Origin of the sequence: Undibacterium sp. Ji42W (genome assembly GCF_049340405.1) — a bacterium.
Lineage (GTDB): Bacteria > Pseudomonadota > Gammaproteobacteria > Burkholderiales > Burkholderiaceae_D > Undibacterium.
The window spans coordinates 61,816-78,223 of record NZ_JBMPOV010000009.1; the positions used below are offsets into that span (position 1 = coordinate 61,816).

Below are 16,408 nucleotides of genomic sequence, written 5' to 3' on the forward strand. Positions count from 1 at the left end.
GTATCTCCCGTTTTTTGTGCGGCGCATTATGTATTTTTTGCTAACTTGATGCGCTCGGATAGTCTTGTATAGGTAAAGCGAATTGGAAAATAGTACCACCGGCAGGGTTTTCATGATGTGAGAGCTTGCCGCCATGAAATTCTATGGCAGTGCGGCAAATGTTCAAACCCATGCCCATGCCGGCAGACTTGGTGGTAAAAAACGGTGAAAACAGTTTCTCAGCCACTTCTGCCGGTATGCCGTGGCCGCGGTCGGTCACGCTGACGATCACTTGCTGGCTGGCCTCATCCATTGCCGCTTCTACTCGCAGTATGCGTTTTTCTGGTGCCGTGGTTTGCATGGCTTCAATGGCATTTCTGGTCAGGTTCAGCAAGACTTGCTCCAGCAATACGCGGTCTGCCAGCACCAGTGGCAGCTTGAGCTTGACTTTCCATTGCAGGGCGACATGGCTGGCCTGTGCCTGCAGTTCCACCAGCGGCATGGCACTTTGTATGAGGTCAGCAATTTGCAGGGGTTCACGGGCGGCTTCTCGTTTTTTAACAAACTCATGCACGCTGCGTATGATTTGCCCAGCACGCTGCGCCTGGGCATTGACTTTTTCGAGCGCACTCTGGAACAGGCTGCGGTCTATCATGCCCGCCTGCAAAAGGTTGACTGCACCAGTGGTGTAGCTTGATATTGCCGCCAGCGGCTGGTTCAGTTCATGCGCCAGCATCGAGGCAATTTCACCCATGGTCGCCAGCTTGGCACTGGTGTGCAATTTCTCTTCCTGCTGGCGGGTCAGTTCTTGCGCGCGCCTGAGCTCAGAGATATCGAGGATGGAGCTCATCCAGCCCGCCTGCTTACCCTGTTCATCGATAAGGGCAGATTCATAGATCAGTACCGGGATGCGCTCGCCGCTGGCATGCTGGTATGTCGTCTCGAAACCCTCGGACGGCACGGTACCGGCCAGTAACTGGGTAAAGCGCTGCTGATATTCTTCTATCGCTTCTGGTGCCCAGTAAGGCATGGGTGGCATGCGTCCTATGATTTCTTCCGCCGGGAAACCTACCATGCGGCAAAAAGCCGGATTCACATAAGTCAGGCGGCCTTCCATATCACGCGCACGCAGACCGGTGACCAGGGAGTTTTCCATGGCAGCGCGGAAAGTCACCTGCTTGCGCAGCGCCCCCTCGGCGGCCAGCCTGCGGTTGATATCGCGCCACAGGGCCAGCAGGCTCCAGATCAGGCCTATCGATAGCAGGATCACCGACAAGACCAGCAAGTTCGACAAGAGCTTTGGTTCAGTCTTGATGCTGTTGGTGCGCAAAACCAGGGTCAGACTGGGTAATTCCCAGGCGCGGCTGTGGGTATACACGTTTTTGCCGCTGCCACCGGCGCTGCGTTCGGCCAGGATGCGGTCGTCAATGTCGGTGATGGTGATCTGGTTATCCTGGGCAAACCACCAAGGCACCAGCTCCTCCAGTATGGCATTCATGCGGTAACTGATCATGATGCTGCCTACCCGGTGATCGTCTTTGATCAGAGGGATCTGGCAATGCATGAGGTAAGCATTCTTGGCATTGATTTCCAAAACGGGTTTCATGCACACCGTTTCTTCGCTGACATCAAGCTCGCCAAATTCAAACTTGGGCAGGGGCAGCCTGTCATTATTTGCCGGTATGACTTCGCGGGTATCCACCAGTAATTTATTGCTGGCGTCATACCAGGCGATGCGCTGGATTTCGCGGTTATTCTTGAGTATGGTGCGAAAGCGCTCCAGCACGGCATCTTTTGGCAACTTGGCCGATTTGATTTCATTACCAACCTGGCGCAAGACCTCGTCGTTGCGATTGAGCTGGAATTGTATGGCCTGTTCTACCCATAGTGAATCAGCGATCAGTTGTTCCTGACGCTCATTGGCCTCCATGCGTTGTGCTTGCCACGGTAACCAGATCAGTGTGGACAAGAATAACAACAGCAGCAAAATGGGAATAATCCAGCGCCACTTTTGATTGGGCCAGGATTGGGAGCGTTGGATGCTTTTCATAAAAAACGAGTTTATCGCAGCCTGATCATTGCTGACAGGGGTAATTTGTGGATGCGCAGGCTTTTCAGCTCATGATACCCGCCAGGCTGTATCGAGGTTTGTAAAACAAAGGGCCAGAAATAGGTCTATTTCTGGCCCTTCGCTGGTTTACCTGGCTTACATCATACCCATGGCCCGTGGCAGCCATAAGGAGAGGCCCGGCCAATACGTGACAATCACGAGGAAGACCAGCATCGTACACAACCACGGCATGACTGCAACAGTCAGCTCGGTAATACTCATTTTTGAAATGCCACTGGCGACATACAGGTTCAGGCCCACTGGTGGGTGGCAAAGGCCTACTTCCATGTTCGCATCGATCAGGATACCGAAATGGACGGAATCTATGCCCAGGCGCATTGCGGCCGGATGCAGAATAGGTGCCATGACCAGGATGATGGACGATGGTTCCATGACATTACCAGCCAACAGCAGCAGGATATTGGTAAAGAACAGGAAACCAGCCCTGCCCAGTTCTTTGCCCAGTATCCAGTCAGCCATGAGCTGGGGAATGTTCTCATGCGCCATCAGGAAGGAAAACAGCACGGCATTGGTAATGATGTACAACAGCATGGCTGACAACGCCGCTGAATTGACCAGCACTTTTGGAGTATTCGCTATCTTCATGTCCTTATAAACAAAGACAGAGATAAAGAAAGCGTACACCGCACTCATGGCCGCTGCTTCTGTCGCAGTGAAGATGCCGCTATAGATGCCGCCGATGATGATGACGACCAGCAGCAGACCCCAGATACTTTCGCGGAATGCCTTCCAGCGCTCGCCCCAGGTAGCCCGTTTCATGCGTGGGTAGCCATTTTTCCTGGCCAGGAACCAGGTCGTTGCACACAGCATGGCGGTCAGCAGCATGCCTGGGAATAAACCAGCGACGAACAAGGCACCAATCGAGGTATTGGTAGAAATCGCGTAAATCACCTTGGGAATCGATGGCAACATCAAAATACCCAGAGAACCCGCCGTGATAATAACGCCTGCACCAAACTGTTTGGGATAACCTTGCTTGACCATGGCAGGCAAGATGATGGAACCAATCGCCACCACAGTCGCCACGCTGGAGCCGCATACCAGAGCAAACATGGCGCAGGAAATAATACCCGCCAGCGCCAGGCCACCATGCCAGTGACCTACCATGCTGGTAGCAAAATTGATCATGCGCTTGGCAACACCACCATGAGTCAGGAAGTTACCAGCCAGGATAAAGAAAGGGATAGCCATGATCTCGAACTTTTCTATGCCAGTGAACAGCTTCAGGGCCACGGCTTCGATTGGTACCTGAGTCAGCAGGTACATGAACATCAGCACTGTCAGGCCCAGGGCAATTGAGACCGGGATGCCAGTCAGCATCAGCGCAATCAGCAAGGCGAAGACAATACCGACCTTGCCTACCATGCACATGGCACCAAGTGCCAGGACGATGCCACACAAGACGATCGTGGCACGCTGTTTTGACATCTGTTTGATGCCCAGTGTATCAATGGCGGCGCTCATTACACACCTCCTTTCGCTGCTGCTGTTGCCGGTTGCAATTGGATTTCATTTTCTTCATCACTCAAGCCCTCTACATGGGCATGATCATGTACTGGTAATTCGCCTGTGCGATTGAAGACAAGCGCAACCTGGATAAAGCGGAAGCACATTAAATAAGAACCCATCCAGACTGCGGAATAAACTATCCAGGTAGGCCATTCCAAATCAGGCGTAGTCGGACCTTCAGTGAGTTCGCCTACAGGCAGGCCCAGGGTGTGGAAAATGGCATAGTGCATGCCGTTTTCCCAGACAAAGGTCAGACCCAATGTGCCAATGATGCCGGTAAAGATCATGCCGCATACCAGTGCGGTATAGACAGTGGCATTGCGCCATTCTGACGGCAGGCGGGTCACCAGCACGTCGACGCCTACATGCACGCCAGCGCGCACCCCATAGGCGGCACCAAACTTGGCCATCCAGACGAACATGATGATGCACAGTTCTTGTGCCCAACTGAAATGCAGTGACAATAACCAGTCTTGCACTATTGGGATATTGAAGCCGGTACCGTAACGGTGAAGAACGGAAATGAAGATGATGAACGTTGCACCACCCATGAGGGCAGCGATAATCCACTCTTCCAGATGATCGAGAAATTTCATGACAGGATCCTATTGGAAAAATTAACGCGATGTTGAAAAGACAGGCAGTATCTTTTTATGTCTTTGCCTTGCTAATATGCCTTGCCAATGTGGCTTGGTAATAAGATCTGATTGCGCGCCTTATAGCTGATCAAGGACAGATACACGCTTGCCGCGCTACGTTGCAGTCGTCACCAGCTACAAATTTGTATTCCGTATCAATGCAGCAAGTCAGGACGACCAGCGGACTTCAGCCAGGTAATGTGGATTTTTGATTCATTGAGTCCCCGTATTGTAAAAATTAATTTTTATTTTGTTGCTCATTTTCAGGTAGCACTGCAACTGCGGCAACTGTGGTTTTCCACATTATGTTCATGAATGGAATAAATACAAGTATAGTAATTTTTTTGCTGAAATGGCTGACTCAGTAATATTTCTGTCTGCTAGTTGCTGGACTTGTGGTTTTCCACAGTTGGCAGATAATGCTGGCATTGCAATAATCTGTGCAAGAATAGACACAATCCATAAAAACGTCCGGAGACAAATATGAAACTGAAGTCAGTACTGTTTTCCCTGTTGACCGCATCTCTGGTCAGTGGTGCCGCATTTGCGCAAGCGCCTATCGTCATCAAATTCAGTCATGTGGTTTCCAACGATACGCCTAAAGGCAAAGCTGCCGAGCGTTTCAAGGAACTGGCAGAAAAAGCCACCAAGGGCCGCGTCAAGGTTGAGGTCTATGCCAATAGTACTTTGTACAAAGATAAGGAAGAACTGGAAGCCCTGCAACTAGGTGCGGTGCAGATGCTGGCACCTTCGCTGGCCAAATTTGGCCCGCTGGGTGTTAAAGAATTCGAAGTATTTGATCTGCCGTATATTTTCCCATCCAAAGACGTGCTGTACGCCGTGACAGAGGGCGCAATTGGCAAAGACCTCATGAAAAAACTGGAACCCAAAGGCATCATTGGCCTCGGCTTCTGGGACAATGGTTTCAAGGTCATGTCTTCCAACAAACCCATGCATTTGCCAGCCGACATGAAGGGGCAAAAGCTGCGCATACAATCATCCAAGGTGCTGGATGCACAAATGCGCGCCTTGGGTGCCAACCCTCAGGTGCTGGCATTCTCTGAAGTTTATCAAGCCTTGCAAACCGGCGTAGTGGATGGCACAGAAAACCCGCCATCCAATCTATACACGCAAAAAATGCATGAAGTACAAAAACATGTCACCGTGACTAACCATGGCTATCTTGGCTATGCTGTCATCGTCAATAAAAAATTCTGGGATGGCTTGCCAGCAGATATACGTGCCCAGCTGGATGAGGCGATGAAATCGGCAACCAAGTATGCCAATGCTATTGCCCAGCAAGAAAATGACAATGCACTGGAAGCAGTTAAAAAATCTGGAAAAACCACGGTCTATGTGCTGACCGACAAAGAAAAAGCGGAATGGCGTAAGGCTTTGTTACCTGTACAAAAAGAAATGGAAGGACGAATAGGCAAAGAGTTGATTGCCAACGTCAACAAAGAAGGCGCTAAATTGGGCTTTAAGTAATTGGGTAATCAAGTAGTTAGCTAGACTTCTGAAATTCCTCAAAAACCACCATGGCATGAGCATGGTGGTTTTTTTTGACTTGTCCGTACGGTGCAGTAGTTTTTAATCAACAAATTTCAGATGATATTTGAGTCATGCTTGAATGGCATGCAGGCCAACGGTTCTTACAATCACCAAAATGGTGAAAAATTTGGTTTGATCCGCCTGTTTTTTATGCGCAGGTGTACTCAGCATGCCGTCGCCTGCCAATTGTTGACGCATTGAGGATCATCAGATGCTTGTCATATTTAGTAGGTGAATACGTTAAACAAAGTAAAGTGACGAAATTTTGAAAGAAATTACCTAGTTTCCCGCAAGGAAATACGGCATTTTTTATTTTGGCAGAATTTAAATCGGTGTTGCCTAGCACATTTTTTAGGTTTATGATCGTTTTTCACATATCTGCAACAATGCACTGTTTTGTATCATTTTTATTTTGAAAGCCAAAACTTGTCATGCTATATTCACGGCAGTTCAGAATTCTGCAAGACAAAAAGAAGAATAAAAAAGGTACACAGGTTTAAAAGGCGGTAGTGCAAAATAACGGTAACGATACCGTACACACTGAGGAGACGCGCGTTTTTACTACAAGCTGAGCGAATGTGATAAATTTAAAAAAATCGCAGACGCTAAACAGCCAAAAACGCGAAAGATGTTTTAAGGGCGCATCGGATGATGCGCCTTTTTTCTTTTGTCAAAAAGGAAAACCATGTTGAACAAAGAACACAAAGAATCCAAGGAAGCAGTTTTTTTCTCCGCCATTGTCGAAGCTCCTTTTGGTGCCGTTGGCATACGCTGTGAAGACCAAAAGATTAGTGAACTGGTCTACCTGCCACCACGCTTCCAGGAAAAAGCACCTTCAGACAAAGTAGCTGAAAAAGCCGCCAGGCAAATAACGGCCTATCTGGAAAACCCCGATTTTCAATTTGACCTGCCTTTGAAAGAGGCCGGTACGGCATTCCAGGGCAAGGTCTGGCAGGCTATTTCTTCCATACCGCGCGGCCAGGTGCTTACCTATGGACAGATCGCCAAGCATATACGCTCTGCACCACGCGCAGTAGGGCAGGCATGTGGTGCCAACTGGTACCCTCTAGTTATCCCATGTCACCGCGTTACTGCTGCTGGTGGTTTGGGTGGCTTTGCCCACAATGATGATGAGACAGGATTTCACCTTGGGGTGAAGCGCTGGCTGCTGACACATGAGGGCGTGGCAGGTTTTACCCAGGAAAAATTGTGGAAGTAAAACCGCTACCTGTCATTTTGCCGGAAAAATTGACGTCACAAATCGATCAGTTTTGCGATGCACTATGGCTGGAAGACGGGCTGGCAAAAAATACCATAGAAGCTTATCGCCGTGACATGCGCTTGTTTGCTGAATATTTGCATGAGGGTCAAGGCAAGCATTTGTATGAAGTCAACCATGCAGACATAGGCAATTACATTGCAGCCAAACACGGCACATCCAAAGCCAGTTCTGCCAACCGGCGCATGAGTGTGCTCAAGCGCTTTTATCTGCTGGCATTCCGCCAAAACCTCATCAGTGAAAACCCCTGTACCAAATTACGCTCGGCCAAACAGGGTCAGCGATTGCCCAAGACACTGAGCGAAGCCCAGGTGGTTGCCTTGCTGCAGGCGCCGGATGAGACAAATCCCCATGGTTTGCGCGACAAGACCATGTTGGAATTATTGTATGCCTGTGGCCTGCGCGTCAGCGAGCTGGTGGGTTTGCGATCCATAGAGGTCGGCTTGAACGAAGGCGTGCTACGCATCACCGGCAAAGGCGATAAAACCAGGCTGGTGCCGTTTGGCGAAGTAGCCCGCATCTGGCTGGAGCGCTATCTGCGTGAGGGACGGCCTGCCATCTTGAACGGGCAAATTGATGATGCCCTGTTTGTCACAGCGCGTGGTGGGGCCATGACGCGACAAATGTTTTGGATACTCATCAAAAAATATGCAATGCAGGCAGACATTACTACCCATTTGTCACCACATACCTTGCGCCATGCTTTTGCCACCCATCTCTTGAACCATGGTGCTGATTTGCGGGTGGTGCAATTGTTGCTGGGACATGCGGATATTTCAACGACGCAAATTTATACACACGTAGCGCGTGAACGCTTGAAAAAACTGCATGCCATGCATCATCCGCGTGGTTGAGCGAATTTGTGCCCGACAAAAAAAATCCACGCTGATCAGCGTGGATTTTTTAATTGAAGCGTATTGATTTATTTTACTGCCGTATTCTCATCCAGGAATTTTTCTACCCTGTTCCAGAAGTCGACATTGTTATTTAATTGGCGCCAGCCGTGGCCTTCACCTTTGTAAGTAATCCATTCAACTTTTGTGGTGGCGGGGACGGCTTTTTTGAAGCGCTCTCCATGAACCAAAGGTACGCGGACATCTTCCACACCATAAGCAAGTATCAGCGGTTTAGTGAGTCGTTGCGCTTGTTCAACGGGGGAAGTCGCTTTTAATTGAGCGGCATCTTTTTGCTGGTCACCAATCAGCACTGGCATGCCATAGCGCGCCCATGTGCTTCCAGCAGTATCACTCCAGCTAACATCATAAAGCAGATTGATGTCAGTGACGCCTACCCAGCTTATGCCACAGCGGTACAGCTCAGGTTCTTTGATCAGGCCCATGAGTACGGCATAGCCGCCATAGCTGGCACCTGCAATGCAAATACGTTTAGGATCAGCATAACCTTTCTCTATGGCCCACTTGGTCACATCCGTGACGTCGTCTTGCATTGCCAGGCCCCATTGCCTCCAGCCAGCTTTATGGAGCGTCTTGCCATAGCCTTCGCTGCCGCGAAAATCTGGTTCTATGACAATGTAGCCACGAGAAGCAAGAAATTGCGTCTCTCTATTCCAATTCCAGTGTCCGCCGCGGACGTAGGGGCCGCCATGTACCATGACGACCATAGGCAAGTTCTTGCCAGTAGTGTTGTGTGGAATAGTCATGTAAGTCGGTATTTCCATACCATCCCTGGCTTTGACTTTAACAAAGTCTTTATATGACATGTCCTTGGCATTGATTTCTGGTTTGCGGTCACCAATTGCTGTGAATTGCTCAGTTTTTGTGTTGTAGATGAGATAAGAACCTGGATGAATATCCGAACGTGAGAAAACTACCACCAACTGGGTATCAGCATCAGTTGCAATGGACAAGCTGTTGATGGTGTTAGGCAGGGCCTTGTCAATTTTGGCCTGCAGGGCTTTCAATTTATCATCAAGCCACAATACGCCAGCTGCATCTGTCTCGTAAGTGATACCCAATAATTTATTGAGTTTTTTGTTGAAAATGAAATTGCCGGTAAAGTCAAAACCTTTAGTAGATATGACGGGCGTGTCATCGATTTTATTTTTTTCCAGGTCATAGCGATACACTGAAGTTGTATCCTGACCTTTGTGCGCTGTTACATACAATTGACCATCAGGTGAGATGAACGCTGGCGAAAAACCATCTTCTTTTGTCCTGTCATAGCTGATCAGGGTGCGCCATTGCTGGGTTTTTTCATCCTTGTAGTCAACTCCTGAAAGATTATCCACATTCGTATTGGCAATGCGAAGAGCGCCAGTTTTATCAATCATAAAACCAACAGCATTTTGTGGAGTTGCAACTATTTCACTTTGACCCGTAACGGTGTCAAGCTTGAACAATGACGAAGTAGGGTTATTACGCGTGCCAGATCTGCGGGTGACATATATGTCGTTTGAGCTGGCGGTATTCACAGGACTCAGGAAACTGTGCCCATACGATAACACCCTTGCATTGCTCGCTCCAGAGCCACCTACCAGTTGGCGGAACTGGCTACCATCGACGTTGACCGCAAACATGCCATTCCCACTGCGGAATTCGTCCTGGCCAGCATTGTTATCCCAAGTGCTGAAAATCAACCTCTGGGCATTAACCCAGTGAAAATCATTGACGTCAGTTTTTTCGTAACCAGCAATTATTCTTGGAGTCATGGTGGTAGTGTCCATGACAGACAAGACAATCCGGTTATTTTTCCCAGCAGCAAGCATGGCGATGGTTTTTCCATCTGGAGATACCTGCACTTTTTCAATTTGCAAGTTCTTGAAGAAATTCTCAACCGGGATTTTTTCTGTTGCCGGTGTTTGCGCATGGACTGGCACTGCCAGGCCAAAAGCGATAACTGCGCAGATTGATAGCTGCTTGCACATTTTGGTGAGCACCTGATTCATTCTTTTTCCTATGAGGTTCAGTGTTGAAAAATAAGAAGCACTAAAAATAAACGCCCCGGATTACGAGGCGTTTATTCTTTACACTACGTCAACCGATCAACGGAAAACGTATCTTGCTGACAGTGTGAAATAACGGCCAGTGTTGTTATGCAAGGTTGTATCGTAACCTTGTTGAACAGTTGTACTGGTGTTAGTGCCAGCTGCATATGGCGCTTTGGAATCAAAAATATTTTTGATGTTCAGACCCAATGTCAGGTTTTTGATACCAGAGTAAGAGTAGCCCAAATCTACAGTTGTCCAGCTTGGCAGTTGGCAATCTGGGAAGTACTTGGTGTAGTTAGGTTGGCTTACAAAGGTCGTTGTTGCTCCGGCTGGAACACCTGCACCATAGTAGCAATATGGTGTTGCATAAGTCGTAGTGCCATCGTAACGGCGATAGTAGTTCACGCTGTCTGTATAACGAATGGAACCGTATACAATGTGCGGGCCTTTTTCCCATGAACTGCTGAATGTTGCACGGATACGTGGGATATTGCCGACAGATGTAGCCCAGTCATTCAAACCACCAGATGTACCAACAGCATTTCTTTCCAGATCACCAGTTGTTTCAGCACGGCGATAGGAGAACAGGTAAGTACCACGCAGGGAAGATGTCAGCTTGCCATTTTCACCGAGGTTGTTACGCATTTTCACTTCGAGATCTGCACCGCTGGTTTCTGTTGCGCCCTGGTTGATCCATGGTGTTTTAACAGCCAGCAATGGACCTGTACCTGGGATAGGATTACCGTTGGCATCTTTCAACAGATTCAGCGGATTGGTATCGCGCAGAATGTAGTCAGCAGGGAAGTTGCCTGGGTGTTCCAGCAAGAATGTGGAACTACTCAGAACAACGGAGCCTTCCTGACGCAGTTTGTAGATATCCAGAAGTACGTCGAAGCTGCTGGTTGGGGAGTAGATCAACCCCAGGGAGTAGCTCTTGGATTTTTCTGGTTTCAGATCAGGATTGGCACCACCTACACCGGAAACGCTCTTGGAACAGTCTGCTGGTTCTGCACCGACTGCAGGATTCGTACCATTCGGGCAGCGGACAGGATCAACTGTACCGTTCAGGAAAAACTGTGCACCACCAGCTGCTGTTTGAGACAAGCCAGGAGCACGGAAGGCTTCTGCGTAAGTACCACGGAACGCGAGGCCATCAGATACTGTCCATTTTGCACCGACTTTTGGTACAAAATTGCCTTTGATTTTCTCGTATTTGTCGTAACGGCCAGCGAAATCCATTTCAAAATTCTTGAAGAATGGAGTACGGAATTCAACAAATGCGGAAGATACGTTGCGTTTGGAATCAATTGCAGTCGTTGTCAGACCCAGAATGTCACCACGGGCATTGATAGGGTCTGGATCGATAGCCAGTTTTTCCTGACGGAACTCAAAACCAGCTGCAAAGCCAATAGCGCCGCCGCCGAGTGAGCCAAACTCAGTTGTAGCCTTGCCATCCCATTGAGTAATCTCGGAAGTACCGATATTAGTCAGGTCAGGGCTGAGAGTAGGATCAGCAGCGATAGATGCCAGCGAACGGTTGTCCGTGATCAGCTTGCGCAGTGTTGGTAAATACAGGAAGCCATGAGAAATTTCCGAGCGTTTTGAACGATTCCACAAAACTGCAGATTCCCAATCCCAAGTCGATACCGTACCTTTTAAACCTGCAAGCAAGCGGTAACCTTTGTTATCGAGATCAGTACCTGTATTCAGGTTTTCAAAACGATAAGAAACGGCTGTGCGCGCGTCCTTGTTTGGATTGTCTGGATGACCGATAGGCAAGATAGCCTGGAATGGCGCAGCCAGACCACCAACCAGGAAGTTGGTCGTTGGTGAGGTGCCACTGATAGTACGCGCTGGCGAACGATAGATGCGCTTGGTATCAGAATAAGCAAATTCAGCGAAGCCGGACAGTTTGTCGTTGATTTTCAGGTTGCCTACAGTCATGAAATTGACGTCATCACCTTTGCTCTGTACATCTGTAAATGCGTCGGCATTGTAGTTACAGAACGTGCGGCCAAACAAAACGCTGCTAGACGCAATATTGTTCTGAGCACCACCAACGATGAGGCGTGAAGGATCACAATTGGTCTGATTGATGACCGTTGCACCTGTCGTAAAGAAGGACAGTGCGCCTGGGGTACGTTCTTTGTAGAAGAATGCCTGATTTGACACACTGCTGCTGTACGGATTCAGACGGAAGTTAATGTCGGAGTACAGCTTGGCTTCAATGTCATTTGAACCGTTTTGAACGGTTGTTGCATTTTGTTTTTTGTAATCAACAGCAAACAGAACGTTGTAGCCTTGCGACGCGAAGTCACCAAAACCGATAGTACCATTGACATTTTGACGGCCGAATTCACGGTCATCGTTGGCGCTGATGTTCGTGGCGATTTCACCACCTTGATAATCACGCTTGGTGATAAAGTTAATAACGCCAGCAACCGCGTCAGAACCGTACACTGCAGATGCACCGTCTTTGAAAATTTCTATTTTTTCAATTGCGGAAAGAGGCAGGGAGTTCAGGTCATACAGTGTTGATTGACCATTGTTCGGATTTGCATAAGCAGATGGTGCCATGCGACGACCGTTCAACAGTATCAGTGTGGATGTGGAACCCAAGCCGCGCAGGGATGCTGTTGCTACACCGCGAGAAAAACCATTCTGGTCAGGCGTGTCGTTGTAGCCGCCTGTACCCATGGAGGGAACCTGTTTTAATAATTCCAATACCGTTGTCGCACCACTTTGCCTGATTTCTTTAGCAGTGATGGTTTGTACTGGTGATGTACCTTCTTTATCGGCACGTTTGATGTTCGAGCCGGTAATTTCAATGCGTTGTGGTGCTTCAGTCTGAGCGTGGGCATAACCCCCGATCAACATGGAGCCAGCAAATACGCTGAGCGCCAGGCGCACGGACTGCACGCCTATTTTTTCTTTAAATATCATTATTGTTCCCTCTTTGTTGATAGACCAGATGCAATCGGGTGCCGGATCCGTTTGGCAGACAGGTTTAGTTCAAAAATTTTGTAAATTTGAAAACAGTTCTGTGCTGCTGCCTGATGAAATGCTGCCAAATCCATCCTCTTTATAAATGCGTGCGGGAAGTGAAAGGCAATGAATCAAACAGAACTTTATTATGTAAATAAAATACCTTTCCGGGAAAGCATTTGTTACTTTTTTTTGTGGGATTGTTGTTTGACAACGACAGGAAATGAAAATTTAATTTCTAATTTTTCATGAAAATGAATTTTTAGTACCTTTTTGAAAATCCATTTATTTTTATATAAATTCCAGTTATAAGCTTATAAAAACTGGGAAAAGTCATCAGTTTTCAGAAAATATGATGGATTTGCTGGTATTTGCCTGTTTAATATAAACCTAAGAAATGCGAAAAAATTTTCAAATTCGCGAATTTCTGTAAAAATCTGGCCTGCTAATAAGTTCCTGCGATATGTAAGAACTTGTAACGAGAAACAAGGTCTATGAACTTAGCAAATCACTGCTCAGTGAGTAGTTTGCGGCCAATTTATCTAACTAGGAAAAAACATGAAATTGTCAAAAGAAGTACATTTTAAGAAAAAGACCTTACTCCTTTTGTTATGTGCATTGAGTGAGGCAGCTCTTGCCCAGACACCTCCTGCGACGCCAATCGCCGCGCCTGTTGCAAACGGCACGCCGGCAGCAACACCGGCTGTTGCACCTGCACCAGCAGTCGCGCCTTCTGTTGGATTGCGCCCTTTTAAGGATGTTATCAAAGACGCCAAAGAGCTCAAGGGGTTTTTTAATTTGTATCAGAAAGACGACAAAGTCTGGCTGGAAATTCGCCCCGAACAATTCGACAAGCCATTCTTGTTTACTTACAACATCCCAAATAGCATAGGTGAGCGTGGCTTGTATGGTAGCCAGATGGGGCGTGGTTATCAGGCCGTGTTCAAGAAAATTGGTAATCAAGTACAGTTGCTGGCCAAGAATACCCAGTTTTATGCCACTCCTGGCACGCCACAGGCGCTCGCAGTTTCCCAGGCGTTTTCGGATAGTCTGCTGGCCAGCGCCAGCGTGTTGAGTACACCCAATTCAGATTCGAAAGGCATACTGGTCGATGCCAGTGCTCTGCTGTTCAATGATATTCCCGGCTATTCGACGAGTCTGGAATATGCCTACCGTACCATGTATATACTGGATAAGACCAACACCAGCTTTGGCAAGCTCAATGTAGATGAGTCTTTGGCTGGTTTGTTTGTGAATGCCCATTTTGCAACGCCACGTATTGCTGCTTCACCATTGGTGCCGCCACCAGTGGCATTGCCTACGCCACCACAAACGACGCCTGATCCGCGCAGCTTCTTTGTCGGGTTTTACTTTAACTTTTCTGCTTTACCGACTGAAGCCATGCGACCACGCCTGGCAGATGACAGGCTGGGGCACTTTGTCACGACCAGCTACGATTTCACCGAGGACCTCAAGCCCAAGACTTCGCGTTATTACGTGAATCGCTGGCGTCTCGAAAAGCAAGACCCGGCTGCTGCCTTGTCGGAGCCAAAACAGCCTATCGTCTATTGGCTGGACAAGAACGTGCCAGAGAAATATCGCAATTCGATTACTGAAGGCGTGCTTGAGTGGAACAAGGCTTTTGAAAAGATAGGCTTCAAAAACGCTGTGGTCGTCAAACAGCAAACTGAAAAAGACGCTTTTGACACCATGGATTCACGTCATGCCTCCATACGCTGGTTTGTTGGTGCAGACGTTGGCTTTGCTATTGGTCCTTCTCGTGTTGATGACCGCAGCGGAGAAATCCTGGACGCCGATATCGGTATGTCAGATGTGTTTGCCCGCGGTGCCCGCCGCATGATAGGTGAAGATGCACAGACACATGCGCTGCATACCCAGGGTGACTGCAATTTTGCCCACGAAGCATCGATGGAAATGGGTTTCGCCATGGACTTGTTGGATGCCCGTGGTGAAATTGACATGGATAGCCCGAAAGCAGAAGCACTTGCACAAGCCTATGTCAAAGACGTCATCATGCATGAAATTGGTCACACTCTGGGCTTGCGTCATAACTTCCGTTCTTCCACCATCTATACCCTGAAGCAATTGCAAGACCCGGCGTTCACCAAGGTCAATGGGATGGCTGGGTCCGTCATGGACTATGTGCCTTTCAATCTGGCGACCAAAGGCGAACCTCAAGGCGAATACGTCATGTCTTCGCTTGGCCCTTATGATTACTGGGCAATCGAATATGCTTACAAGCCTATCGATGCCGACAAGGAAAAAGATGAGCTGACCCGTATTGCTTCACGCTCTACCGAGCCATTGCTGGCATATGGTACGGATGAAGATTCTGCAGGTAATTTGGTTTCTGATCCTGATGTCAACGTTTTTGATCTGGGCTCTGATCCGCTGCTCTATATACAAAAACGTTTGACGATTTCACGCGAATTGTGGGATAGGCTGCAAACCCGCCAGTTAAAAACAGGCGACAGCTATGAAACCCTGCGTCGCAGTTTTGAATACGGCTTTGGCCAGTTTGCCCGCACCGTGCCGCTGGCGACGAAATATGTTGGCGGCACCACTTTCTTGCGTGACCATGCCGGTACTGGTCGTGCCACTTTCACGCCTATCGCGGTAGAGCGTCAGCGTCAGGCCTTGAAATTGGTCTCTGACAGTCTGTTCACGGCCAAAAGTTTTGTATTTACTCCAGAACTCCTGAGTCGTTTGGGTGTGGACCACTTCCAGCGAGCCAGCCGCAATGATGTGTCCATATCTGCACGTTTGCTGAGCCTGCAAACTGGGGCTCTGGATCAGTTGATGTCGGATCTGGTGGCACAACGCATGCTCAATAATGCAGAGAAATTGCGCGACCCTAAAAAGGTATTGTCCCTGCATGAGCTGTATGGAAACCTGCAGTCGAATATCTGGAGTGAGCTGGCAAGTGGTACAGATATCAGTTCGGCTCGCCGTAACCTGCAACGTGAACACCTGAAGCGTTTGTCGAATGCCTTGCTGAAACCGTCTGCCACTGCACCTGCGGATGCCCGCAGTTTGCAAAGAGAGCAGGCGAACCAGTTGCTGGTGGCCATTCGTGGTGCAGTAGGCAAACCTATGAGCCCGGAATCCCGTGCACATTTGTCTGAGAGCCTGGCGACCCTGAATGAAGTGTTGAAGGCGTCATTGGTGAGGGCAGGCGTGTAATCGGATCTTCTTTATAAAAATTCCTACTGATTGACTGGGACTGATGGACTTTCTTTAAAAATCAGCTTTAACCTCGAAACCCCGTGCTTTGCGCGGGGTTTTTTATTGATGGCGAGAGTTAATCACATTTGTCGATGTTGCAGGAAGTTGGTCCTGAATCAACGGAAATTATAAGCTTACTCAAA

At 48.4% G+C, this 16,408-nt stretch carries 9 protein-coding genes; 4 read left to right on the forward strand and 5 right to left on the reverse strand.

All coding sequences use genetic code 11. From position 1 onward, the window contains the following. Positions 1 to 40: 40 nt before the first annotated feature. From ACO0LG_RS19735 to ACO0LG_RS19745, 3 genes are all read right to left on the reverse strand, one after another. Complete coding sequence (locus ACO0LG_RS19735) at positions 41 to 2,029, reverse strand: sensor histidine kinase (protein WP_423029267.1); 1,989 nt, start codon at positions 2,027 to 2,029, stop codon at positions 41 to 43. Positions 2,030 to 2,185: 156 nt separating this feature from the next. Then, complete coding sequence (locus ACO0LG_RS19740; RefSeq protein WP_423029499.1) at positions 2,186 to 3,475, reverse strand: TRAP transporter large permease; 1,290 nt, start codon at positions 3,473 to 3,475, stop codon at positions 2,186 to 2,188. Between the two features lie 98 nt (positions 3,476 to 3,573). After that, positions 3,574 to 4,215 (reverse strand): TRAP transporter small permease, encoded by a 642-nt coding sequence (locus tag ACO0LG_RS19745; RefSeq protein WP_423029268.1) that lies wholly within the window; start codon positions 4,213 to 4,215, stop codon positions 3,574 to 3,576. A 525-nt stretch (positions 4,216 to 4,740) separates the two neighbouring features. On the opposite strand from ACO0LG_RS19745, the gene ACO0LG_RS19750 reads away from it, so the two are divergent. The 3 genes from ACO0LG_RS19750 to xerD all read left to right on the forward strand — a co-directional run bounded on the left by ACO0LG_RS19750 (position 4,741) and on the right by xerD (position 7,941). Continuing rightward, positions 4,741 to 5,745, forward strand: coding sequence for a TRAP transporter substrate-binding protein (locus ACO0LG_RS19750; RefSeq protein WP_423029269.1), 1,005 nt, complete (start codon positions 4,741 to 4,743; stop codon positions 5,743 to 5,745). 748 nt (positions 5,746 to 6,493) lie between these two features. Beyond that, positions 6,494 to 7,027 carry a methylated-DNA--[protein]-cysteine S-methyltransferase gene (locus tag ACO0LG_RS19755; protein ID WP_423029270.1) on the forward strand — a complete coding sequence of 178 codons (534 nt, stop codon included), beginning with the start codon at positions 6,494 to 6,496 and terminating at the stop codon, positions 7,025 to 7,027. After that, a complete protein-coding gene (xerD, locus tag ACO0LG_RS19760) occupies positions 7,018 to 7,941 on the forward strand; it encodes a site-specific tyrosine recombinase XerD (protein WP_423029271.1) in 924 nt (307 codons plus the stop codon). The genes ACO0LG_RS19755 and xerD overlap by 10 nt, the downstream gene beginning before the upstream one ends. Before the next feature lie 68 nt (positions 7,942 to 8,009). Here xerD and ACO0LG_RS19765 read toward each other — a convergent pair whose 3' ends face one another. Together ACO0LG_RS19765 and ACO0LG_RS19770 are read right to left on the reverse strand one after the other, a co-directional pair. Next, entirely contained in the window at positions 8,010 to 9,992 is a 1,983-nt protein-coding gene (locus ACO0LG_RS19765; protein WP_423029272.1) for an alpha/beta fold hydrolase, read from the reverse strand. A 96-nt stretch (positions 9,993 to 10,088) separates the two neighbouring features. Then, the gene (locus ACO0LG_RS19770) at positions 10,089 to 12,977 is read right to left on the reverse strand and encodes a TonB-dependent receptor domain-containing protein (protein ID WP_423029273.1); all 2,889 of its coding nucleotides are present in this window, start codon (positions 12,975 to 12,977) and stop codon (positions 10,089 to 10,091) included. Between the two features lie 600 nt (positions 12,978 to 13,577). On the opposite strand from ACO0LG_RS19770, the gene ACO0LG_RS19775 reads away from it, so the two are divergent. Then, positions 13,578 to 16,223, forward strand: a complete 2,646-nt coding sequence (locus ACO0LG_RS19775; RefSeq protein ID WP_423029274.1) for a zinc-dependent metalloprotease — start codon at positions 13,578 to 13,580, stop codon at positions 16,221 to 16,223. Positions 16,224 to 16,408: the final 185 nt, after the last annotated feature.

Coding starts and splice junctions, on each gene's coding strand:
- ACO0LG_RS19735 (WP_423029267.1), bottom strand. CDS start 2,029: ATGAAAAGCATCCAACGCTCCCAATCCTGGCCCAATCAAAAGTGGCGC.
- ACO0LG_RS19740 (WP_423029499.1), bottom strand. CDS start 3,475: ATGGTAGGCAAGGTCGGTATTGTCTTCGCCTTGCTGATTGCGCTGATG.
- ACO0LG_RS19745 (WP_423029268.1), bottom strand. CDS start 4,215: ATGAAATTTCTCGATCATCTGGAAGAGTGGATTATCGCTGCCCTCATG.
- ACO0LG_RS19750 (WP_423029269.1), top strand. CDS start 4,741: ATGAAACTGAAGTCAGTACTGTTTTCCCTGTTGACCGCATCTCTGGTC.
- ACO0LG_RS19755 (WP_423029270.1), top strand. CDS start 6,494: ATGTTGAACAAAGAACACAAAGAATCCAAGGAAGCAGTTTTTTTCTCC.
- ACO0LG_RS19765 (WP_423029272.1), bottom strand. CDS start 9,992: ATGAATCAGGTGCTCACCAAAATGTGCAAGCAGCTATCAATCTGCGCA.
- ACO0LG_RS19770 (WP_423029273.1), bottom strand. CDS start 12,977: ATGATATTTAAAGAAAAAATAGGCGTGCAGTCCGTGCGCCTGGCGCTC.
- ACO0LG_RS19775 (WP_423029274.1), top strand. CDS start 13,578: ATGAAATTGTCAAAAGAAGTACATTTTAAGAAAAAGACCTTACTCCTT.